Genomic DNA, 21,557 nt, shown 5'->3' with positions numbered 1-21,557 from the left:
TCGTGTTCGCTCGTCCGTTCCCCGCCACGCTCTTCTCTCCGACTCTGCTCAGTGTTCTCGGCAGGCGCGCCTCATCGCGTGCCCTCATGATGCGGTCCCCTCGTCGCCGGGACCGGAGTCAGTATCCTCGCGGATCTGCCATCCGCAGCTCGCACCCCACGCCGTGACCACCGAGTCGAGGTCGGCGCTCGCCGCCGCGAGGAGGATGACATCACCGGCGGCGGGCCGCCAGTCCGGGTCGGTGTCGACGAGTGCCGCGGCGGCCTCGACCGTGTCGACGATGCGCGCCTCGTCGCCCCAGGACCCCTCCATGACGGCGCCCTGATGCAGGGCATGAACCGACCGGGAGTCGCCCACGCAGAGAGTCTTGTCGACGGCCAGCCGAACGGCCAGACGTCCGAGGAGATCGTGTTCGACGACGCGCTGGTTCTCGGCGGTCCCGTCGGAGCTGGCGACCTCGGCGATGATCGCCCAGGTTCGCGGTCGATTCCCCGCGGCTTGGCCGCGCGTGTCCGCCGCGGTGCTGCCGCGCAACGCGCCGGCGTGCTCGGCGAGCCGGCGGATGAGCAGACGTGCGTCGTCCACCGTCACCGGCGCATCCCCGCGGATCACCGTGACGAGCGGTTCGGTCATCGATCACCCTCCGCGCCCACCGGGTCGGTGGTCGCGTCCGGCAACTCGTCCAGCGCTTGTGCGACGACCTCGCGGTCGTGGAACGGATGCTTCACGCCGTTGATCTCCTGCCCTGCCTCATGCCCCTTGCCCGCGACCAGCACGATGTCGCCGGGCCGCGCCCAGGCGATGGCCTCGGCGATCGCCGCCGCACGATCCCCGACCTCGCGTACCGGTTCGGCACCGGCCGGGCGGTCGGCGGCGTCGACGCCGCGGGCGCCGGCGAGAACCTCGGACCGGATGGCGGCCGGTTCCTCCGACCTCGGGTTGTCGTCGGTGACAATGACGAGTTCGGCACCGCGCGCCGCGGCCTCCCCCATCAGCGGCCGCTTGCCCGCGTCACGGTCGCCGCCGGCACCGACCACGATGGCCACGCGGCCGGGTCCCTCCCCGAGCTGACCTCGCAGGGTCGCCAGGACGGCCTCGACGGCTCCGGGTTTGTGCGCGTAGTCGACCAGGGCGAGGAACGGCTGACCGCGATCCACCCGCTGCAGACGTCCCGGCACGCTCACCGACGCGACCGCGTCGAGCGCGGTGGAGATCGGCACACCCGCCGCATGGGCCACCGCGACGGCCAGCAGTCCGTTGGCCACGTTGTAGCGGCCCGGGAGCGGCATGACCAGGACGTGGTCGCCGTCGGGTTCGGTGATCGGGGTGTGGGAGGTGCCGTCGCCGGCGAGGTCCGACGGGCCCGCATGCCAGTGAGCGGGCGTCGGACCGGTCGACACCGTCACCGGCTGCAGATGCGCCGCCTCGCCGGGGCGACGGGCGAGATCGGCCATCCGCTGGCCCCACTCGTCGTCGACGCAGACCACGGCGCGTACCGCGTGGTTCGGTGACGACGGCACGAACAACTGCGCCTTGGCGTCGAAGTAGGCGCGCATCGTGTGATGGAAGTCCAGATGATCCTGCGAGAGGTTGGTGAAGGCCCCGATCGCGAAGTGCGCGCCGTCGACGCGGCCCAGCGACAGCGCGTGGCTGGACACCTCCATGACGACGACGTCGACACCGTCCTCGAGCATCGACGCCAGCAACGCCTGCAGGGTCGGGGCCTCCGGAGTCGTCAGCGAGCTGGGCTGCGCGACGCCGTTGACGCGGGTCTCGACGGTTCCGATGAGTCCCACCGAGTGCCCGGCGGCGAGCAGGGCCGCCTCGACGAGATACGACGTGGTGGTCTTGCCCGACGTGCCGGTGATCCCGATCAGTTTCAGTCGCTGCGACGGGTTTCCGTAGACACGGGCGCTGACGCTGCCCAGCACGGTCCGCGGGCTGGGGTGGATGAGGACCGCGACGGCGGTCTCGGGCGGCAGGACGCGGCTCAGTTCGGCGCGGCCGGCCGGATCGGTCAGGATCGCGGTCGCCCCGGCGGCGACCGCCTGGTCGGCGAACCGCGCGCCGTGGGTGGCCGCACCGGGGAGGGCCGCGAACAGATCGCCGGGCTGGACGTCCTGGGCGCGCAGGGTCACGCCCTGCACGCTGGTGTCGCGGTCGGCGCCGCCGACGAGGTCGAGCCGGGCGCCGGTGGCCGTCGACAGGACCGTCACGGCCGTGGGCGCGACCTCGCGCGGACGACCGGGGACCTTCTTGTTGCCCTTGCGTCTGCCGGCCGATCCCTTGTGCGAGGAACCACGAGACGTCATGTGTTCGCCTCCTCGGTTGTTCTCGGTCGGTGTGCTGGTGGTCGGGGTGCTGGTGGTCTGGGTGCTGGTGGTCGGGGTGTTCGCGGTCCGATCACCGCGGGCCCATTCGTGTTCGGCGCAGAATTGCACTCACGATACCGACCCCGGGATCGGCGTCCGGGACGCGGTGCGCCGACCAACGGGGTGGGGGTCACTTCGCGGTGAGGGTCAGCCTCGGGGTCGGCGGAGAGAGCGGGACCTGGGCGCGCTGCAGCATCCACGACGCGATGGTCGAGAAGAGCGGTCCGGCGGACTGTCCCCCGGTGCCGTCGGAGCTGCGGCGCGGGTTGTCGAGCATGATCCCGATGACGTAGCGCGGGTTGTCGGCCGGGGCGATCCCGGCGAACGTGATGTTGTAGCGCGAGTTCGAGTAGCAGCCGCACGACGGATCGACCTGCTGGGCGGTACCGGTCTTGCCGGAGACCTGGTAGCCGCTGACGGCCGCCTTGGTGCCGGTACCCATCTGCACGCCCATCGGATCGTCCTGCACCACCGAGCGGAACATGTCGCGGACCGTCCGGGCGGTCTCCTCGCTGACGACGCGGACCGGTTCGGGACGAGCATGCCCCTCCGTGGTGTCGCCGTCGCGCTCCTCGCCGGCGAGAATCCGCGGCGGGATGCGCAGGCCGTCATTGGCGATCGCCTGGTACATCGCGGTCATCTGCAGCAGCGTCATCGACAGACCCTGCCCGATGGGCAGGTTGGCGAAGGAACCGCCCGACCACTGGCTCAGTGCGGGGACCTCGCCGGCGCTCTCGGCCGGGAGGCCGACGCCGGTGCGCTGGCCGAGCCCGAATCGCTTGAGCATGTCGGCGAAGCGTTCCTCACCGATGCGCTTGGCGAGCATCAGCGTGCCCACGTTCGACGACTTACCGAAGATGCCGGTGGTCGTGTACGGCTCGACGCCGTGCTCCCAGGCGTCGCGGACGGTGACGCCGGACATCTGGATGCTGCCGGGCACCTGGTGGACCGTGTCCGGCCGGGTGAGGCCGTACTCGATGGCGGCGGCGGCCGCGACGAGCTTGTTGACCGAGCCGGGCTCGAACGGGGAGGTGACCGACGGGTTGCCGAGTTCGGCCTTCGGCTGGTCCGACAGCGGGAGCGAGGCGTTGAAGGTGCCGTCGTTCGCCATCGCCAGCACCTCGCCGGTCCTGGCATCGAGCACGACCGCCGAGGCACCCTTCGCTCCGGACGCCTGCTTGGCCTTCATGACCTGACTCTGGACGAACCACTGGGTGTCGGAATCCAGGGTCAGGCGGACGGTGGAACCGTTGATGGCCGGGTGCACGTTGCGGGTGCTGCCCGGGATGATCGCGCCGTCCGATCCGCGGTCGTAGGTACGGGAACCGTCGGTGCCGGACAGGATCGCGTCGAGGGAGGCCTCGAGGCCGATGAGACCGTTGCCGTCGTAGTTGACGTCGCCGATGACGTTGGCCGCCAGCGAACCACCGGGATAGAGCCGGATGCTCTCCGGGTCGGCGCCCACCTCGGGGAACTCCTCTGTGATGCGCTTGGCGACGTCGGGGCTCACCGACCGTGCGAGGTAGACGAAGGGCTCGTCGCCGGTGATCTTCGCGAGGAGGTCCTCTTCGCTGATCGAGCCGCCGAGTGCCACCGAGACGCCCTTGGCGATCTCCTTGAGGCGCTCGTCGACGCCGGGCAGTTCGTCGTTCTTGCGGTGCTCCTCATCGATCGACTTGCGAACCGCCTTGGGCAGGAACGTCAGTGACCGGGCCTCGTCGGTGTAGGCCAGCGGGCGACCGTTGCGGTCGAGGATGGAACCACGCTTGGCCGTCAGGACCTGCGTGTACTCGCGCTGCTGGGCGGCCTCGGCCGAGATGGACCCGGCCTGGATGGTGTGGACGACGATCATCTTCCCTGCGACCGCGAGGACCACGAGCAGCACGACGACTCCGAACACCTTGGTCCGGAATCCGAAACTGTGCAGTCCCCCGCTGTTTCGGGGACCGCCCTTTCCCGGTCCGCGGCCACCCGGGCCGCCTGCGGTCGCGCGGGATCCCTGGCCCGGGCGACGTCCCGGGCGAGACGGCGCGTGGCCGAGTCGCTCGAAGGTCGCACGTGTCATGGTCGTCAATTGTTCACCGCTTCAAGGTCGTGACAGGGATTTGGCGTCGGCGGGTTGCAGATCGGTGGGCGCACTGTGACAGCCCTTACGACCCGCGGCCACCTCACGTCCGGGGCACGACGTTCGGCGCCGGGATCGGGCTCGAGGGCGCGGGCCCCGACTCGGCCGGCGGCGAGGCCTCCCCCTGCCCGGGGGCCGGATCGGGTTGCGCCGGAACGGGTTGCGGCGACGGCGTGGGCCCGGACTGTCCCGGGGTCGACGGGGCCGGGGTCTGCTGACCCGGGGTCTGCTGGGCCGGTGGGTTGGGTGCGCCGACGGCGCCGCCGCCGAGTCCGATCGAGTCGTCCACCTTGCGCGGGTCGATGGTCTCGGTGGGGTCGGGCTTCAGTTCGGGGTTGAGGTCGGCCATCGGCTTCCCCGACGCCGGTGCGGGTTTCCCGACGATGCGGGGCCGGCGCGGGTCGTCGACGATCATCCGTGCCGGGTTGTCCGACGGGATCATGCCGAGTCGGGTTGCCTCCCGGGACAGTTCCGGAGCAGAGTTGCCGGATTCGTAGGTCCGCTTGAGCGCATCCCGCTGGTCGATGAGCGACTGGTTCTCCGTCCGCTCGATGCCGAGCTTGTAGGAGTCCTGGGCCGATTTGGTGGACAGCCACAGGCTCAGACCGAGGCCCAGGACCAGCAATGCGATGACCGGGACCACGAAAGGTGTGTGCTGCAACCGTTCTCGAAGCGAGACACCGGACATCGACAGCCCGCCGCGGGCCGCACGCGGTGCGACCGCGCCGGTGGCCATTCGCTTGTGACGGCGATCCAGCGCGCGTTGGGCCGCCCGCGAACGGGTCGCGCGCTCGGACTCGATGCGGGCGCGCCGCGACCGACGACTGTTCTGTTCGGTGGCGGAACGTCCAGCGCCGGAACGATCTGAGCCGGAACGCTTGTCGTCGGAACGGCCGGAGCCGGAGCGACGAGGGGCGTCGTGCAGGATCGTCATGATCAGCCCTTCTTCTCGACTCGTTCGACCGCCCGGACTCGAACCGGTGCCGATCGCGGATTGATGGTCAGTTCCTCGTCGTCGGGACGCTCGGCGCCGCGGGTCACGAGGCGGAACTCCGCGGCGGTGCCGGGCAACTCGACGGGCAGGCCAGGCGGCGAGGTCGAGGTCGTGCGGGCCGCGAACTCCCGCTTGACGATCCGGTCCTCGAGCGACTGGTAGCTCATCACCGCGACACGGCCGCCGACGGTGAGCGCCGACAGCGCGGTCGGCAACGCCTCGCGGAGGACGTCGAGTTCGTGGTTGACCTCGATACGCAGGGCCTGGAAGGTGCGCTTGGCCGGGTGGCCACCGGTCCGCCGGGTCGCCGCCGGGATGGTGGCGTAGAGCAGTTCGACGAGACGTGCACTCGTCGTGAACGGTTCTTTCTCGCGCTCCCGCAGGACCGCCGAGGCGATCTTGCCTGCGAAGCGCTCCTCCCCGTACTCGGAGAGCACACGGGCCAGTTCGCCGTGACCGTAGGTGTTGAGGACGTCCGCCGCGGTGAGCGGGTCGTCGGAGTTCATCCGCATGTCCAAGGGCGCGTCGACCGAGTAGGCGAAACCCCGGCCGGCCTGGTCGAGCTGCATCGACGAGACACCGAGGTCGAACAGGGCGGCGTCGATGGTTTCCTCACCGGCGTCGTCGAGGACGTCGGCGATCTCGTGGAAAGTGGCCTGGTGCAGGGAGATCCGGTCCGCGTGCGGTTCGAGTCGGCGCCGCGCGATGTCCAGGGCGGAGGCATCGCGGTCGATACCGACGAGGTGCACGTTGGGGAATGTGTTCAGGATGAGTTCGCTGTGCCCACCGGCACCGAGCGTCGCATCCAGGAAGACCCGCCGGTCTTCTGATTCCAGTGCCGGGGTGAGCAATTCGACGATGCGCCGGCCCATGACCGGGATGTGGCCGAACTCGCCGGAGCGGCGAGTGTCGTCACCAGTGTCATCCACGGAGGGCCCCCATCGGCGTGTCGGCCATGTCGGTCGGCAGAGTCGGCGTTTCGGTGCGAAGGACTTGTCGGAGGAGTTTCATGTCGCGGGCGGACGGTTCATCACCGTCGGGCCGCGCCCCGGATGGAGCGAGGTCCCGATCCGATTCCGTACCTGGCGTTGGGGAAGTACGCCAGGGTCGGACCGGATCGGGGCCTCGTGCCACCCGAAGCCCGAGTACCGCTTCGCCTCGTCCCCTCTCGGCTACAAGACCGCGTTCAACGCGGCCGAGTTGGCTGCCGAGAAGTTCTCCTCGTGCTGCGACTGGTACTCGTCCCATGCGGCCGAATCCCAGATCTCGAGGTGATCGAAGCTGCCGAACACCACGCACTCCTTGGACAGTCCCGCGTAGACGCGATGGTCGGAGGACAGGCTGATCCTGCCCTGGCCGTCCGGTCGCTGTTCTTCCGAACCGGCGAAGAAGGTCCGCTGAAACGCACGCAGGTCAGGGTCGTTGCGTGACGCCTCGACGATCCTCGCCGCGATCGCATCGAACTCTTCGGTCCGATACACCGACAAGCTGTGGTCTTGGCCTTTGGTGACCACTACCCCTCCTGCCAGTGCATCGCGGAACTTGGCGGGCAACGTGAGTCGCCCTTTGTCGTCCAATTTGGGCGTGTAGGTGCCGACGAATCGCACAGACATGTCGACACCTCCTGCCCCTGGGTTCCGCGCTCCGGATCGCCTCACCCAGTGCTGCCACAGTACCCCACTTTCCTCCACTTTCCACCCCAGAAGCCCACTCGACCTCCACTATCCAGCAAATCCCCAGTTCAAGCAGGTGAAACTTCTGACACTTCGTGCGTGTCCCGTGCGTGAACGCGTGTCGCCTTGCCCATCGATCGTGTGACAGACGGGCTTTCTGAGGCTTCAGATGCCCATGCGACCAGTGCTTCTTCCCAGGTGGGGCAAAGTGGGGAACTCGGGTGGGGGAAGGTGGGGAACGCCGGTGGGGGCAGGTGGGGGCCGGGAGTGGGTGACGGTGGGGACATGGTCGACAGCGCGCCGAATCGCACGTGAGAAGCCGGGTCGTGCACAGCAAAAGAGCCGCGCACCCACATGGGTGCGCGGCTCTCGAGGGTCGTGGCCGTCAGACCGACCGGAGATCTACTCCTGTTCGAACCGACGGTTGAATCGTTCTTCCATCCGCTCCGACAGCTTGCGCTTGGAGCCGGAAGACCCGGATTGCTTCTTGCCTCCCGCGCGCGGCGCGGCGGTCGCGGAGTCGGCGAGGTCGTCACCCCAGAGGGCGAAGAGGCCGGCACCGAACATCACCAGGAAGCCGAGGAGGCTGACGATCGGGAAGCCCCCGATGTCGATCTTGACGATGAGACCGCCGACGAGCATCACGAGGCCGACGACGAAGACCGCCACCGCCTGTAGGCGACGACGGCCACTCGACTTACCCAGCCGACGACGCTTGACACTGGACGCAAACTTGGGGTCTTCCGCGTACAGAGCGCTCTCGATCTGTTCGAGCATGCGTTGCTCGTGCTCCGAAAGTGGCACCGACCCTCCTTCTCCCTGATCCGCGACGCCGACGACGGTCAACCGCGACCGGTGAGGCGTCTGCGCCTTATTCTCCCATGATACGAGGTGAAATCAGCCGCGACCACCATTACTCACTGTTGTGGGCCCGGATGCACATACCGGAACGACAACGGAACGCCGAAAGTGTGTCCGGCCTCACGCAGTTCGCCCGATTTGGGGGTCCTCTGTCCCGAATTTGCCTTGCTCGTAAGCGATGACCAAGGTCTCGACCTGCCGGAGGAAGTCGAGGACGAGGAGTCGCATGCCGGCGACACTGTCGGGGTCGAGTGTTCGGATGATCCCCGACTCGATTTTCATCCGGACGGGCGACAGCGTGGCGAACCGCGCGGCCAGCGGGGCGAGGTCGGGAGCGACCACACCGATACGGGTCCAGGCGTTCGACGTCTTGCGGCGGGCGGGGCCGGCCGGCTCGCCGATGGCGATCGCGGCACCGGCCGCACGGAGGGCGACGAGATAGAACTGCCGGAAACGCTCGGCGTCGTCGGAGACACCATCGGCGTTGTCGAGGAGGAGATGGGCACGCTGGAGGAGATCGCGCGCACGTCCGACCATCACCGGGTCGACGGGGGTGGACCGGCGGGATGTGGGCCGTCCGGGCATGGCATCCTCCTCACTCGCTGGCGACGGTGTCCGGTGGCAGACGCTTCCCTCGTCCGCCACCGGACCGTCATGTCGTCGGGATGAACGCGAACAGCTTGCGGAGGCACATTCATCGAACACCCGTTCGACACGTTCAATATAGCTAGCGGTGCGCGTCTCTTCAAGGCGTGGGGCCGCGCCCGCATCCTTCTTCAACACCGACTCCCGCGACCCGATTCCGCGGAGCCCGCCATACCGAGAGGACAGTCACACCAGATGGTCGGAGAGCGCATGGCCGGGGCGGTGCGGGCCCGCTCGGTGAGCCCGGAGACGATCCGACGTTGACGATTCGTCTGGTGAACCTCGGTGGTCAGGACTCCCGCGTGTGGCTGGAGCCCGCCCTCGACGTCTATGTGACCGCGATGGGGTATCCCCGCGGGACCGAGGTGCACCGGGCGTCGCTGTGGCGTGAACACATCGCCCGGCCGGGCTGGCGTGCGGTCGGCGCGGTCGCCACCCTGCCCCCGCACGAGGCGCAGTCGATGCCGACGTCCCGGCGTCGGGTCGGACCGCCGGTGGGTACGGGCCCCGACGACGTCCTGGTCGGCATCGCCTACGGCTACACCGGTGCGACCGGGCAGTGGTGGAACCAGCAACTCCGGCTCGGGCTGCGGCAGACGGGACGCTCCCCCGCGGACATCGAGATGATCGCCCGGGACTACTTCGAGCTGACCGAGCTCCACGTGCACCCCACCGCGCAGGGGCGCGGCATCGGTCAGTTGCTGCTGGCGCGGCTGCTCGCCGAGCGACCCGAACGCCATGTGCTGTTGTCGACGCCGGAGATCCCCGCCGAGCAGAACCGGGCCTGGTCGCTGTATCGGCGGATGGGTTTCTCGGACGTGCTCCGGCATTTCACCTTCACCGGAGACCCCCGTCCGTTCGCGTTCCTCGGCCGTCCGCTGCCGCTGAACCTGCAACCGCCGCCCCCCGGTCCCCCACAATCTGGATGATGGAGGGCGTGGCACAGACAACGACGACAGCGCACGACACGGAACACGCATGAGCGGGCACGGGGAGCGGCGCGACGCCGTTGTCGTCGGCGGTGGCCACAACGGCCTCATCGCCGCGGCCTACCTCGCGAAGGCCGGACGCGATGTCGAGGTCTTCGAGCGCGACGAGATCCCCGGCGGGGCGGTGTCGACCGTCGAACGTTTCCCCGGGTACCGCATCGATCGCGGTTCCTCGGCGCACCTGATGATCCGGCACTCCCCTGTTCTCGACGACCTCGACCTCGCCTCGCACGGACTCCGCTACGTCGACTGCGACCCCTGGGCCTTCGTGCCGGCGACCGACACGGCGCCGGCGATCGTCTTCCGGACCGACCTCGACGCGACCTGCGTCTCCATCGAACGGGCATGCGGCGCAAAGGATGCCGCGGCGTATCGGCAGTTCGTCGAGACCTGGACGCCGCGGGCGCGGGCCGTCATGGACGCCTTCTACCGACCTGCGTCGATGGGACAGTTCGGGCGGGCGTTCGCCGGTCTCGGGTCGACGGCCACCACCGAACGCACCGGCCTGATCGGACGCCGCAGCGGCGCGATGATGAACCTCACCGCCGAACTCATGACGTCCGGCGACTCGCTCCTCGACCGCTACTTCGACTCCGAACAGCTCAAGGCCGGGCTCGCCTGGTTCGGCGCGCAGTCGGGGCCGCCGATGAACGCGCCCGGCACCGCGCCCATGGTCGGGTTCGCCGCCCTGATGCACGTCATCCCACCCGGCCGCGCGATCGGCGGCAGCGGTGCGCTGACCGATGCGCTCGTCCACCGCATCGGCGCCGACGACGGCCGGATCGTGTGCGGGGACCCGGCCGTCTCGATCACCCGGTGCGGTGACCACTGGCGAGTGCAGACCGAATCCGGTGAGCGTCGGTGTACGCCCACGGTGATCAACGCCTGCCATGTCCTGGCGACCCTGGATCTGTTGGCGGCGGGCGGTTTCGACGCCGGGACCATCGACCGCTGGCGGCGCGACATCGTCGTCGGCAGCGGGATCGGGATGGCGGTACGCCTCGGCACGACCGCGCTACCCGCCTACCGCGACCTCCCCGACGATCTGCCCGCCCACGGCGTCCACTCCGCCCTCGGTCTGCTGGTGACCGACCGTGCACACCTGGTCCGCGCGCACGCCGCCGCGGCGGTGGGTTCACTGCCTCCGCGGCCCGCCGTCGTCGCGATGAGCTTCTCGGCGATCGACCCCGGCCTCGCCCCGGAGGGCAGACACGCGATCAACCTGTGGGCGCAGTGGCATCCGTACCGGCTCGCGAGCAACGCCGGGGGCGACTGGTCGACGCTGGGTGCACAGGCGGCCGCAGCGGTGTGCGACGAGGTCGACCGCCACGCACCGGGTTTCGCGGAGTCCATCGCCCACCGGTACATCCAGACCCCCGAGGATCTCGAGTCCGAACTCGGGCTGATCGGCGGCAACATCATGCATGTCGAGATGTCGATCGACCAGATGTTCATGTGGCGACCGACCCCGGATCTGGCCGGTCATCGCGTCCCCGGCGCCGACGGGCTGCTCCTGGCCGGGGCGTCGACGCATCCGGGCGGCGGGGTGACGGGCGCGAGCGGTTACATCGCGGGCCACGCTGCCCTACGTGGGAGACGTCTGTTCGGCTGAGCGTCGGAGACGTCTGTTCGGCCGAGCGTCGGAGACAGGTGTTCGGCTGAGTGTCTGGCACGATGAGCAGCGTGCGATTGTCGAATCCCGAGCAGGGTGCACCGAAGTCCTCCCGCGGTCAGTCCCGACACCGCCGGCTGATGCCGGTGGCGGTGGCGGTCGTGGCTCTCCTCCTGTCGCCGCTGATGGCCGGCTGTCTGGAGCGTTCGACGACGGTGGGCGATCGGTATTCGGGCAGTGTCATCGTCGCGACGGCCCCGGACAATCCCCGTGGCGCCCCGCAGCTGGATCTCCCCGAGTCGATGATGGGGCAGGTCTCGGTGACCGAGTACAAGGAGACGCCTGAGGAGGAGTCGGACTCCGCCGACGGTGACGACAAGGGTGCCGGCGGCGACAGGCCCGAGGAGGCCGTCACCCGCGTGGGCAGCCGCGCGAGTTTCTCCGATCTCACCGCAGGCCAGTTCGGCCAGCTCGGCGACATCATCGCCGACGCCTACGGCGAGACCTCCTTGACGATGGACCTCACCGCCAAGCGCAGCGGCGAGGTGGTCCGATTCCGCGGTGACACCGACCTGTCCGAGCTCATCCCGGGTCGCAACTTCGTCCAGCTGACGGTCACCTTCGGCGGGCCGGTGACGGCGACCAATGGTGACCAGGTCGGCGAGTCGACGGTCACCTGGACGCCGGCTCCGGGAGAGCCGTCGGACTTCACCGCCGACGCCACCTACCCGGACCCCGCGACCGCCGCGGTCAGCAGCTGGTCCTGGTTCGTCGCCATCGTGTGCCTGATAGCGGTGCTGGTCATCGCGCGGCTCGCCTACGCGAAGCGGTACCGCGGCCCGCGCCCGGGACGACCGGTCGCCACCAACACCGCGCCGTCGACCCTGTCGGGTGAGGGCCTCTCGGCGGCCGCCGACCCGAAGGCCGCGAAGGCGACCGAGAACAGTTAGGGAGCCGCGACCAACCGGCGCGTCAGGCGGGGACGTGCAGCGCGGCGTCGACGTCCACACCGAGGCGGCCGAGCACCTCTGAGGTCGCCTTGGCGAAGTTGAGGCTGCAGAAATGCAGGCACGGTGCGCCCTCGGCGATGAGCCGTTCCGCGGTCTCGGTGGCGAAGTCGATGCCGACGGCGCGAACCGACGCCCGATCCTCCTCGGGACCGTCACCGGCGGCCTCGGTGAACCGCTCGATCACCTTGGGCGGGATCACCGAACCGGACAGCTCGGCCATGCGCTTGATGGAGGCCAGCGAGGTCACCGGCATGATGCCCGGGATGATCGGCTTGGCACCCTGTTCGGGGTCGGCGACCTGCACCCGGTCGCGGAGTCGGAGGTAGTCCTCGACGTCGAAGAACATCTGGGTGATCGAGTACTCGGCGCCCGCGCGCAGCTTGTTCACCAGGTTGCGGGTGTCGTGCTCGAGGTCCGGGGCACGGTGGTGGCCCTCCGGGAACGACGCCACGCCGACGTGGAAGTCGCCGAGGGTGTCGATCAGGTGGACCAGCTCCTCGGCGTACTCGACGCCCTCGGGATGGGCGATCCACTCCCCGAGCGGATCACCCGGCGGGTCGCCGCGCAGCGCGAGGATGTTGGCAATGCCCTGATCGGCGTACGCGCCGACGAGCGCCCGCAGCTCGGCGATGCTGTGGTTGACCGCGGTCAGGTGCGCCACCGGGAGCAGCGTGGTCTGGGCGGCGAGTTCGCCGGTGATGCGGACCGTGCGGTCGCGAGTCGAACCGCCTGCGCCGTAGGTCATCGACACGAAGGCCGGGGACAACCGCTCGAAGATCCGCACCGCGCGCCACAGGCGGGCCTCGCCTTCGGCGTCGCGCGGCGGCATGAACTCGACAGAGAACGGCACCGGTCCACGGTGCGGGGCGGACAGGCGTTCGACGATCGAGGGTGCCGGAGCGGTTGGGGTCACCCGAACAGTGTAGAGAGCGATTCGCATAGCCTGGCAGGGTGACCTCCGCCTCCCCCACGCCGACCTCGCTCGATGCGGTCCCGGCGGCCGTCGAGACCGAATTGCGCAGTTTCTTCGACGTCGCGGTGCCCGCCGCGGCCGAGATCGCCCCGGTGGTCGGCACCGCAGCCGAACTGGTCCGGGACTTCGTCCTGCAGGGCGGCAAGCGGATCCGGCCGGTCTTCGCCTTCGCCGGATGGCGGTGTGGCATGACCGAATCGGATCGCGCCGAGGCCGATCCGGCGTCGAACGTCGGTCGTGAGGCCCGCGACGCGCTGCGGGTGGGCGCGGCGCTCGAACTCGTGCAGGCGTGCGCCCTCATCCACGACGACATCATTGATCAGTCCGACACCCGGCGGGGGCACCCGACGCTGCATCGTGTCTTCCAGTCGCGCCATGCCGCCGCCTCCTGGGCCGGCGACGCCGCCGACCACGGGGTGGCCGCCGCGATCCTGGCCGGCGACCTCGCGCTCGCGTGGGCCGACGACCTCGTGCACGATCACCGGCCGGGGGTTACGGCGGGCACCGTCGAGTACCGGGCGCTCCCGCCCGCCGTCGGCGCGACCTGGGCGGCGATGCGCACCGAGGTGCTCGGCGGCCAGTTCCTCGACATCGTCAACGAGGCGAGCGGCGACGACTCGGCAGCCGCCGCCTATCGCGTGATGGAGTTCAAGACCGCCGCCTACACGGTGGCCCGCCCGCTCGAGCTCGGCGCACGTCTCGCCGGTGCGTCGGAGGATCTGGTCGCGACGCTGCGGAAGATCGGCCACGACCTCGGTATCGCCTTTCAATTGCGCGACGACCAGCTCGGCGTCTTCGGCGACCCCGAGCGGACGGGTAAACCCTCGGGTGACGACCTGATCTCGGGTAAGCGCACCGCCCTGCTGGCCACCGCCCTGCGTCGCGCCGACGACTCCGACCCCGCTCTCGGGAACCGTTTGCGGGACTTCATCGGACGCCCACTCGACGAGAACGAACTGGGCTCCGCGCGAGGGCTTCTCGTCGACGTGGGCGCGGTCGCCGAGATGGAGGAGCAGATCGACGACCTCCTCGGCGCCGCTATCGGTGCACTCGACACCGCCGACATCGGCGACGACATCCGCAGCGAACTCACCGCGGTCGCCCACCGGACCGCTCATCGCGAGGCGTGAAGTCCGACGTGAAGGCATCGACCCCGGCGCCCGCACACACGGGCGTCCGTGACCGGACCGCACGCGGCGATCTGATCATCGGCGCGATCGGCGCGATCCTGGTCTGCGTGGGTAGTTTCGGCGTCGGCGACCCGCCCCGCAACACCACGACACTCGCCGATCTGGGACTCAGCTGGATCACCTACGGTCACGGCAAGAATCTCTTCGGCATCTTCTTCTGGCTCGGCGTCTTCGCCATGGTGTTCGCCTGGGTCCGACTCGGACGTCGGATCGCCCGGGGCGCCACGGACTCCCCGTCCGTCCGGACCCTGCAGCGGTGGCTACTCGTCTGGGCCGCACCGCTGCTCGTGGCGGTGCCGGTCTACAGCCGCGACGTCTACGCCTACCTCGCGCAGGGGGCGGTCTTCGGTGCCGGGTTCAACCCCTACGCCGACGGCCCGGCCCACCACCCGGGTCCGCTCGTCGACAGCATGGCGACGGTCTGGGCCACCACCACCGCGCCGTACGGGCCGTTCACCATGGGTCTGCTGCGGGTCGTCACCGAGGTGACCGGCGACCACGTCGTCGCGGGCATCCTCGCCGTGCGACTCGTCCTCCTACCCGGACTCTTCTTGTCGCTGTGGGCGGTCCCCCGCCTCGCACGGCATTTCGGCGCCTCACCGCAGGCGGGACTGTGGCTGGCCCTGTTCAATCCGATGGTCCTCATCCACCTCGTCGCGGGACCCCACGTCGAACTCCTGATGGCCGGCGTACTGACCACCGGTGTCGTCCTGGTCGTGACCGGACGTCACGTCGCCGGCACGGCGGTCCTCGCGCTCGCGGTGTCGATCAAGGTCACCGCGGGGATAGCGGTGCCGTTCGTGCTGTGGATCTGGCTGTCCCACATACGGTCCCGCCGCCCGGTGACCGCCCGCGACGTCGTCGGCGTCTTCGCCGCGATCGTCGGCATCTCCGTCGCGGTGTTCGGACTCTGGACCCTGCTGGTGGGCCTCGGGCTCGGCTGGCTGACGGGACTGGGCTGGGCCGACGTGATCATCAACTGGTTCACGATCCCGACCTTCGTCGCCCATGTCGTCACGTTGGTCGCCGCACCGTTCGTCGCTCTGAATCTGCAACCGGTGCTGGAGATCACGCGTGCGATCGGGTCGGTGGTCCTCGCTGTCACGCTTGTCGCGCTGTGGTGGCGTCACCGGCGAGACGAGCGGGATGCGGTTGCCGGGATGGCGTGGGCGATGCTGGCCGTGCTCCTGCTCGAACCGTCCACACTCCCCTGGTACTACACGTGGGCGCTGGCGATCGCCGTGGCGTTCACTCTTCCGCCGTGGGCGCGCGCGACCGTGGTCGGGGCGTCGACGTTCATGCTCATTGTCTTCCAGCCCGACGATGCGATCGTCTTCTACAAGCCCGTTGAGCTCACGCTGGCGTTCCTGCTCGCGGGACTCGCCGCCTGGTCGCTGCTACGTCCGGACCCGTTGCGGCTCGGCCGCTTCGGACGATGGGCCTGGGCCACGGAACGTACGGGCACACCCGAGCAGCCGGCGGCCGGCGAGGACGAGGTCAGAAAGCCTGAGCCTGCGCCCGGCGGATGACCTCCCGGGCGGAGTCGGTGTGCAGCGCCGCGGCCGGGTGGAGGTCGAGATCCTCCTGCACGGTGAACAACCAGTTCATCGCCTCGTCGCGGGTGTAACCGCCGTCGAGCAGGACCCCGACCAGACCGTAGAAGTGTTTGACGACGCCCTCGTCGTCGAAGAACACCGCCGGGATGACCGGATGGCCACCGCGCGAGACGGCGAGCAGATTGTGGTCGCGGATGAGTGTGCGCACCCGGTTGGTGGACACCGCGAGCCGGTCGGCGACCTCGTCGACCGACAGCATCTCGACATCAGCGGACAGGGTGTCAGGCGACAACGGAATGGAACCCACGGAAAGAAGCGTAGCGGTAGAGGCGGGCACGATGAAACCGCCGATCTCCGCGCGCCCGACACCGGGGGCGGGTCACACGCGCCGATGCCCCCGACGGCGTGGTCATGCAGGTAGATTCAGCGGGGTGAACGCCCCCGTCGACCCGATGCTCGGGACCGTCCTCGAGGACCGGTACCGCATCGACGCACCCATCGCGAGGGGTGGCATGTCGGCGGTCTACCTCGGTGTCGACCTCCGGCTCGGACGCGAGGTCGCGGTCAAGGTGATGGACTCCCGGTACTCGGGCGATCCGCAGTTCCTGCGCCGTTTCGAGTTCGAGGCGCGGGCGGTGGCCGGCCTCAAGCACCCCGGTCTCGTCGCGGTCTACGACCAGGGCATCGACAACGGCATCGCCTTCCTGGTCATGGAACTCGTCGACGGCGGGAGCCTGCGTGAACTCCTCCGCGAACGGGGCCCGATGCCGCCGCATGCGGTGGTCGCCGTCGCCGAACCCGTACTCGGCGGCCTCGGGACCGCACACGCGGCGGGCCTGGTCCACCGCGACGTCAAACCCGAGAACGTGCTGATCTCCGACGCCGGCGAAGTCAAGGTCGCCGACTTCGGACTCGTGCGCGCCGTCGCCGAAGCCGGGGTCACCTCGGCCAGCGTCATCCTCGGTACCGCCGCCTACCTCTCCCCCGAACAAGTCGAGTCCACCCACGCCGACGCCCGCAGCGACGTCTACTCCATGGGCGTGATGATGTTCGAATTACTCACCGGCCGAACGCCTTTCCACGGCGACTCACCGCTGTCGCTGGCCTACCAGCGGCTCACCTACGACGTTCCCGCGCCGGGCGACGTGATCGCCGGTGTCCCTGCGGAGTTCGACGAGATCGTGCTACGTGCGACCGAACGCAACCCGGCCGACCGATTCGCCGACGGCTTCGAAATGCAGCACGCGCTGCTCGCGGTCGCCGACGACCTCGACCTCCCGCCGTTCACGGTGCCCGCACCGAAGCGGTCCCGGGAGCGAGAGATGAAGTCGCGCTACCGCGCAGCCGGGCCGGTCGGCCACGACACCCGCGTCCAGTCGGCACCGGGACCGTACGAACCGGGATCGTCGACGCCGGATTCCCCCGCGGCACCGATCCGCCCGGTCGCCGGGGCCGGTGACGCGGACGGTCGCGCGGCGGCACGCGGGCGCGAGGACCGACCGGTTCCCCGTCGCCGAGACGCCGTCGATGCGCACGACCAGGACCCGCTCGAACCCGAACTCATCGGGGGCGGGCGCCTCGGCGCGGTCGTGTGGATTCTGTTGGTGCTGGTGATCGCCGTGGGTCTCGGCGCTGCCGGGTTCTGGGTCGGCAGCACCTATCTCACGATCGGCTGACCTCGACACGGACGGCAGAGCGCTGCTGGTCGAGTAACCGAGGAGCCTGCGACGAGGCGCACCCCATCGCTGGTCGAGTAGCCGAGGAGCCTGCGACGAGGCGTATCGAAACCACCTCGCCGCCAGGCCGAACCGTCAGCCGCGCAGCATCTCCGCCACGAGGAACGCCAGCTCCAGCGACTGCTGGGTGTTGAGGCGCGGGTCGCAGGCGGTCTCGTAGCGGCCGGCGAGGTCGAGGTCCGAGATCTCCTGTGCGCCACCGAGACATTCGGTGACGTCCTCACCGGTCAGCTCGACGTGCACGCCACCGGGATGGCTGCCGAGTGCGCGGTGGACCTCGAAGAAGCCCTGCACCTCGTCGACGATGCGGTCGAAGTGACGCGTCTTGAAGCCGGTCGACGCCTCGTGGGTGTTGCCGTGCATGGGGTCGCACTGCCAGATGACCTTGTGGCCGGTCGCCTCGACGGCGGCGACGATCGCCGGGAGCACCTCGCGTACCTTGCCGTTGCCCATGCGGGCGACGAGGGTCAGCCGGCCGGGAACGTTGTGCGGGTCGAGACGCTCGACGTATTCGACGGCCTGCTCGGGCGTCGTCGTCGGGCCGATCTTCACACCGATCGGGTTGCTGATCAGTTCGGCGAAGGCGATGTGCGCGCCGTCGAGCTGACGGGTGCGCTCACCGATCCACAGGAAGTGCGCGGACAGGTCGTAGAGGACCTTCTCCTGCGACTCCTTGTCCGGGGCGTCGGCGAGACGCAGCATGGCGCGCTCGTAGTCGAGGACGAGTGCTTCGTGCGAGGCGAAGATCGACGCCGAGTGGAGGCTCGAGTCGGTGACGCCGCAGGCGTCCATGAACCGCAGGCCGCGGTCGATCTCGGAGGCCAGGGCCTCGTAGCGGGCGCCCGCAGGCGAGGTCCGCACGAACTCGCGGTTCCAGTCGTGGACGCGGTGCAGGTCGGCCTCGGCCTGGGTCAGCGCCCGGACCAGGTTCATGGCGGCGGCGGCGTTCGCGTATGCGCGCACCAGACGCGACGGATCGTGCTGGCGCACGGCCTCGTCGGCCGGGAAACCGTTGACCATGTCACCGCGGTACGACGGCAGACCGAGGGCGTCGACATTCGACGACCGCGGCTTCGCGTACTGACCGGCGATACGCGCGACCTTGACCACCGGCATGCTCGCGCCGTAGGTGAGGACGACGGCCATCTGCAGCAGGGTGCGGATGTTCGCCTTGATGTGGGGTTCGGTGTTGTCGGCGAAGGTCTCTGCGCAGTCACCGCCCTGCAGCAGGAAGGCGCGGCCCTCGGCCACGTCGGCCAGCTGCGCCGACAACGACTGCACCTCGGCGGGCATGCAGATCGGCGGCACCGACTCCAGGACGGTGCGGATCTTGCGTGCTTCCTCGGCGGGCCAGCTCGGCTGTTGCAGCGCGGGGCGGCTCATCGCGTCGTCGAAACGCTCCTGGAGCCCACCGGGCAGCGGCGGCAGTTCGGGGAGTTCGTCGATAGGAACGTCTACGGTCCAGTTCACCACTGGTCCAGCGTAAAGCAGACTCCCCCGCGAGTTACGCCGGGTCAGCCACGCGAGTCCAGACGGGCCTTCTCGATCGCCTCCCAACGGCGCAGGTTGTGCCGTGCATCGCTCAGTGCGTCGTGGGCGTCGGACGGCGCCGGCGGGAGCGGGGGACGCCCGGCGGCCTCCCAGTGCTGGCGGAGTTCCCGGGTGAAACGCGGGATCGGACGGGGCAGCGCGGTCATCGGACCCCACATCTGGCACATGACCACGTGGTCGTACGCGCCGATCCACGCCCACAGCTCGATGTCGGAGCCGTCCGCGGTGAGGAACTCGAGGAGGTCCTCGCGGATCCGGCGACGGTCCTTCCAGACCGGCGACGACGGCGACGGCAGCTTGGGCAACACGTTGGCCCGGACCCAGTCACCGGCGCGGCCGGGGTCGAACTCGGTGGACACCGCATAGAACTCACGGCCGTCCTCGCCGACGACCCCGATCGAGACCAGCTCGATGGTGTTTCCGTCCTCGATGAACTCCGAGTCGTAGAAGAACCGCATGGGGACAGTATTCACATACGCCGATCGCGCACTCCCCGGACTCCCTCGACCCGTTCCGCCCACGCGCCGGGGTGACGCACGTTTGGCCATTGCCGTCCTTTGCTGGCTACCCTGGTAATTCGTGCGCTCCAGGTCTGTGCTGGCGACCGCTTTCCTGGCGGCGTCGATCATCGCGCGGCTCGTCTGGGACACGCTGACCGTGAACGGCAGGAACTTCGTGGACCTGCACGTTTACCGCGACGGTTCGGCGGGTCTCGCCGACGGGTCGCTCTATTTGTTCACCTATTCCGGTGAGACCGACTTCGCGCTCCCCTTCACCTATCCGCCGTTCGCGGCGGTGGTCCTCTATCCTCTGTCGCTGATCCCGTGGGACGTCGTGGCGATCGGCTGGCAGCTCGCGACCTTCGCCGCGCTCTACGCGTGTGTGGTCCTTTCGCTGCGGCTGTGCGGCCGCACCACCGACGTTCACGCGCTCGCCGCGCTGTGGACCGCACCGGCGATCTGGTGCGAACCGGTCCGGGTGACCCTGGACTACGGCCAGATCAACGTCTTCCTCATGCTGGGCACCCTGCTGGCGATCTCCTGGGCCCGCCGCGCCGACGGGACGCCGAACGAACGCGGCGTGCTCGCGGGCGGCGCGCTGATCGGACTGATGGCCGGCATCAAGCTCACCCCGGCCATCACCGGCCTCTGGTACCTCGCCGTCCGCAAACCGTGGGGCGCGCTGTCGGCGGCGTTCGCCTTCGTCCTCACCGTCCTGGGCTGTCTGCTGCTCTTCCCGGAGGTCACCCGGACCTACTACGGCACCCTCTTCGGCGACGCGGAACGAATCGGTCCCGTCGAGGCGGTCATCAACCAGAGTCTGCGCGGAACACTGTCGCGGTTCGTCGGCTTCGACGTCGGCACCGGCTGGATCTGGTTCGTCGGCGTCGTGGTCTCCACCATCGTCGTCGTGTTCACCTGGCGCGCGGTCTCCGACGCACTCGGCGTCCTGCTCGTCGTGCAGTTCTTCGGGCTGCTGATCTCGCCGATCTCCTGGGTCCACCACTGGGTCTGGGTCGTCCCGCTGGGTATCTGGCTGGTCCACGGCGCCGGCGCACGACGCCCCGGTGCCCGCGCGGTCCTCGGTCTGTGGCTCGTGGTCGCCGGCCTCGGCATCCCGTGGGTCCTGCGCGTCCTCATCGAATACGGTCCCGTGCCCCCTGCCGCCGTCGAGGCCGTACTCGGCGCGGCCTGGACGATCGCCACCTTCGTCACGATGGGCTGGATGATCGCCACCCGTTCCGCACGTGGCGTCGATGCGCCCGACGACCGCCCGAAGGACGTCGTCGCCGCGGCCGTCGTCGACGCCGGTCGGGTCCTGCTCGCCCAGCGCGCCCATCCGGTCGAACTCGCCGGCAAGTGGGAACTCCCCGGCGGCCGGGTCGAAACCGGCGAGACCCATGCCGCCGCCCTCGTCCGGGAGATCCGCGAGGAACTCGGCGCCGAGGTGGAGGCGAGCGACGCCGTCGGGAAGCCGGTGACACTCCCCAACGGTCTGGTCCTGCACGCCTACCGCGCACGTCTCCGCGCCGGCACCCCGGCCGCGCTCGAACACCTCGATCTGCAGTGGTTCACCGCCGCCGACCTCCGGAGCCTGGACCTCGACGACGTCGTCCCCGCCGATCGCGACTGGATTCCCGAACTGTGCATCATCCTCGACGAGGCGAGGGTCGGCGAAGCGGGTTAGAGCTTCTCCGGCGCCGGGCTCGGGTTCATTGCTGCCGAGGTCCCCACTGCTGGCTGAGGTGCGAGGAGCGCAAGCGACGAGCC

Annotated in this window: 19 protein-coding genes; 7 read left to right on the top strand and 12 right to left on the bottom strand. The window is 69.5% G+C overall.

Translation table 11 applies throughout. From position 1 onward, the window contains the following. Positions 1–84: 84 nt before the first annotated feature. From OK17_RS21720 to OK17_RS21685, 8 genes are all read right to left on the bottom strand, one after another. Positions 85–633 (bottom strand): UDP-N-acetylmuramoyl-tripeptide--D-alanyl-D-alanine ligase, encoded by a 549-nt coding sequence (locus OK17_RS21720; RefSeq protein ID WP_461418723.1) that lies wholly within the window; start codon positions 631–633, stop codon positions 85–87. Next, positions 630–2,312, bottom strand: a complete 1,683-nt coding sequence (locus OK17_RS21715; RefSeq protein WP_461418722.1) for a UDP-N-acetylmuramoyl-L-alanyl-D-glutamate--2,6-diaminopimelate ligase — start codon at positions 2,310–2,312, stop codon at positions 630–632. Before OK17_RS21715 ends, OK17_RS21720 begins: the two co-directional genes overlap by 4 nt. 190 nt (positions 2,313–2,502) lie before the next feature. Next, positions 2,503–4,437 carry a peptidoglycan D,D-transpeptidase FtsI family protein gene (locus tag OK17_RS21710; RefSeq protein WP_232718178.1) on the bottom strand — a complete coding sequence of 645 codons (1,935 nt, stop codon included), beginning with the start codon at positions 4,435–4,437 and terminating at the stop codon, positions 2,503–2,505. Between the two features lie 103 nt (positions 4,438–4,540). Then, complete coding sequence (locus OK17_RS21705; RefSeq protein ID WP_461418721.1) at positions 4,541–5,431, bottom strand: hypothetical protein; 891 nt, start codon at positions 5,429–5,431, stop codon at positions 4,541–4,543. Positions 5,432–5,433: 2 nt separating this feature from the next. Continuing rightward, positions 5,434–6,420: a 16S rRNA (cytosine(1402)-N(4))-methyltransferase RsmH gene (gene rsmH / locus OK17_RS21700; protein WP_461418720.1), complete on the bottom strand. Its 987-nt coding sequence runs from the start codon at positions 6,418–6,420 to the stop codon at positions 5,434–5,436. Positions 6,421–6,663: 243 nt separating this feature from the next. Further along, positions 6,664–7,104, bottom strand: a complete 441-nt coding sequence (gene mraZ, locus OK17_RS21695; protein ID WP_006434990.1) for a division/cell wall cluster transcriptional repressor MraZ — start codon at positions 7,102–7,104, stop codon at positions 6,664–6,666. Between the two features lie 462 nt (positions 7,105–7,566). Next, positions 7,567–7,968 (bottom strand): DUF3040 domain-containing protein, encoded by a 402-nt coding sequence (locus OK17_RS21690; RefSeq protein WP_232718175.1) that lies wholly within the window; start codon positions 7,966–7,968, stop codon positions 7,567–7,569. Between the two features lie 177 nt (positions 7,969–8,145). Continuing rightward, positions 8,146–8,610: an SAV_6107 family HEPN domain-containing protein gene (locus tag OK17_RS21685; RefSeq protein ID WP_461418719.1), complete on the bottom strand. Its 465-nt coding sequence runs from the start codon at positions 8,608–8,610 to the stop codon at positions 8,146–8,148. 320 nt (positions 8,611–8,930) lie between these two features. Between OK17_RS21685 and OK17_RS21680 the strand changes: the two genes are divergently transcribed. The 3 genes from OK17_RS21680 (at position 8,931) to OK17_RS21670 (ending at position 12,221) form a co-directional block, all read left to right on the top strand. Further along, the gene (locus OK17_RS21680) at positions 8,931–9,599 is read left to right on the top strand and encodes a GNAT family N-acetyltransferase (RefSeq protein WP_461418718.1); all 669 of its coding nucleotides are present in this window, start codon (positions 8,931–8,933) and stop codon (positions 9,597–9,599) included. Positions 9,600–9,648: 49 nt separating this feature from the next. Beyond that, on the top strand, positions 9,649–11,271 hold the full coding sequence (locus tag OK17_RS21675; protein WP_461418717.1) for a phytoene desaturase family protein: 1,623 nt from the start codon (positions 9,649–9,651) through the stop codon (positions 11,269–11,271). 62 nt (positions 11,272–11,333) lie between these two features. Then, positions 11,334–12,221 carry an LppM family (lipo)protein gene (locus tag OK17_RS21670; protein WP_461418716.1) on the top strand — a complete coding sequence of 296 codons (888 nt, stop codon included), beginning with the start codon at positions 11,334–11,336 and terminating at the stop codon, positions 12,219–12,221. Positions 12,222–12,243: 22 nt separating this feature from the next. Here OK17_RS21670 and OK17_RS21665 read toward each other — a convergent pair whose 3' ends face one another. Then, positions 12,244–13,221 carry a methylenetetrahydrofolate reductase gene (locus OK17_RS21665; RefSeq protein WP_461418715.1) on the bottom strand — a complete coding sequence of 326 codons (978 nt, stop codon included), beginning with the start codon at positions 13,219–13,221 and terminating at the stop codon, positions 12,244–12,246. 11 nt (positions 13,222–13,232) lie between these two features. On the opposite strand from OK17_RS21665, the gene OK17_RS21660 reads away from it, so the two are divergent. Together OK17_RS21660 and OK17_RS21655 are read left to right on the top strand one after the other, a co-directional pair. After that, positions 13,233–14,384 carry a polyprenyl synthetase family protein gene (locus OK17_RS21660; protein WP_461418714.1) on the top strand — a complete coding sequence of 384 codons (1,152 nt, stop codon included), beginning with the start codon at positions 13,233–13,235 and terminating at the stop codon, positions 14,382–14,384. After that, positions 14,381–15,973: an alpha-(1->6)-mannopyranosyltransferase A gene (locus OK17_RS21655; RefSeq protein ID WP_461418713.1), complete on the top strand. Its 1,593-nt coding sequence runs from the start codon at positions 14,381–14,383 to the stop codon at positions 15,971–15,973. The genes OK17_RS21660 and OK17_RS21655 overlap by 4 nt, the downstream gene beginning before the upstream one ends. Here OK17_RS21655 and OK17_RS21650 read toward each other — a convergent pair. Continuing rightward, a complete protein-coding gene (locus OK17_RS21650; protein WP_005200101.1) occupies positions 15,942–16,307 on the bottom strand; it encodes an Rv2175c family DNA-binding protein in 366 nt (121 codons plus the stop codon). The two genes, OK17_RS21655 and OK17_RS21650, sit on opposite strands and share 32 nt — an antisense overlap. A 124-nt stretch (positions 16,308–16,431) precedes the next feature. Here OK17_RS21650 and OK17_RS21645 point away from each other — a divergent pair, with 124 nt between their 5' ends. After that, on the top strand, positions 16,432–17,676 hold the full coding sequence (locus OK17_RS21645; protein WP_461418712.1) for a protein kinase domain-containing protein: 1,245 nt from the start codon (positions 16,432–16,434) through the stop codon (positions 17,674–17,676). A gap of 135 nt (positions 17,677–17,811) precedes the next feature. On the opposite strand, the gene OK17_RS21640 is transcribed toward OK17_RS21645, so the two are convergent. Both OK17_RS21640 and OK17_RS21635 read right to left on the bottom strand, forming a co-directional pair. Next, positions 17,812–19,209, bottom strand: coding sequence for a class II 3-deoxy-7-phosphoheptulonate synthase (locus tag OK17_RS21640; RefSeq protein WP_232718165.1), 1,398 nt, complete (start codon positions 19,207–19,209; stop codon positions 17,812–17,814). Positions 19,210–19,250: 41 nt separating this feature from the next. Next, complete coding sequence (locus OK17_RS21635; RefSeq protein ID WP_461418711.1) at positions 19,251–19,745, bottom strand: polyadenylate-specific 3'-exoribonuclease AS; 495 nt, start codon at positions 19,743–19,745, stop codon at positions 19,251–19,253. A 136-nt stretch (positions 19,746–19,881) separates the two neighbouring features. Here OK17_RS21635 and OK17_RS21630 point away from each other — a divergent pair, with 136 nt between their 5' ends. Continuing rightward, entirely contained in the window at positions 19,882–21,474 is a 1,593-nt protein-coding gene (locus OK17_RS21630; protein WP_461418732.1) for a glycosyltransferase 87 family protein, read from the top strand. Positions 21,475–21,557: the final 83 nt, after the last annotated feature.

The sequence above is a fragment of the Gordonia sp. GN26 genome (genome assembly GCF_054823965.1).
This window is presented reverse-complemented; position numbering and strand designations above follow the sequence as displayed.

Bases quoted from the DNA above. Each gene is read 5' to 3' on its own strand.
- OK17_RS21720 (WP_461418723.1), bottom strand. From the start codon at position 633: ATGACCGAACCGCTCGTCACGGTGATCCGCGGGGATGCGCCGGTGACG.
- OK17_RS21715 (WP_461418722.1), bottom strand. From the start codon at position 2,312: ATGACGTCTCGTGGTTCCTCGCACAAGGGATCGGCCGGCAGACGCAAG.
- OK17_RS21710 (WP_232718178.1), bottom strand. From the start codon at position 4,437: ATGACACGTGCGACCTTCGAGCGACTCGGCCACGCGCCGTCTCGCCCG.
- OK17_RS21705 (WP_461418721.1), bottom strand. From the start codon at position 5,431: ATGACGATCCTGCACGACGCCCCTCGTCGCTCCGGCTCCGGCCGTTCC.
- mraZ (WP_006434990.1), bottom strand. From the start codon at position 7,104: ATGTCTGTGCGATTCGTCGGCACCTACACGCCCAAATTGGACGACAAA.
- OK17_RS21685 (WP_461418719.1), bottom strand. From the start codon at position 8,610: ATGCCCGGACGGCCCACATCCCGCCGGTCCACCCCCGTCGACCCGGTG.
- OK17_RS21675 (WP_461418717.1), top strand. From the start codon at position 9,649: ATGAGCGGGCACGGGGAGCGGCGCGACGCCGTTGTCGTCGGCGGTGGC.
- OK17_RS21670 (WP_461418716.1), top strand. From the start codon at position 11,334: ATGAGCAGCGTGCGATTGTCGAATCCCGAGCAGGGTGCACCGAAGTCC.
- OK17_RS21665 (WP_461418715.1), bottom strand. From the start codon at position 13,221: ATGCGAATCGCTCTCTACACTGTTCGGGTGACCCCAACCGCTCCGGCA.
- OK17_RS21635 (WP_461418711.1), bottom strand. From the start codon at position 19,745: ATGCGGTTCTTCTACGACTCGGAGTTCATCGAGGACGGAAACACCATC.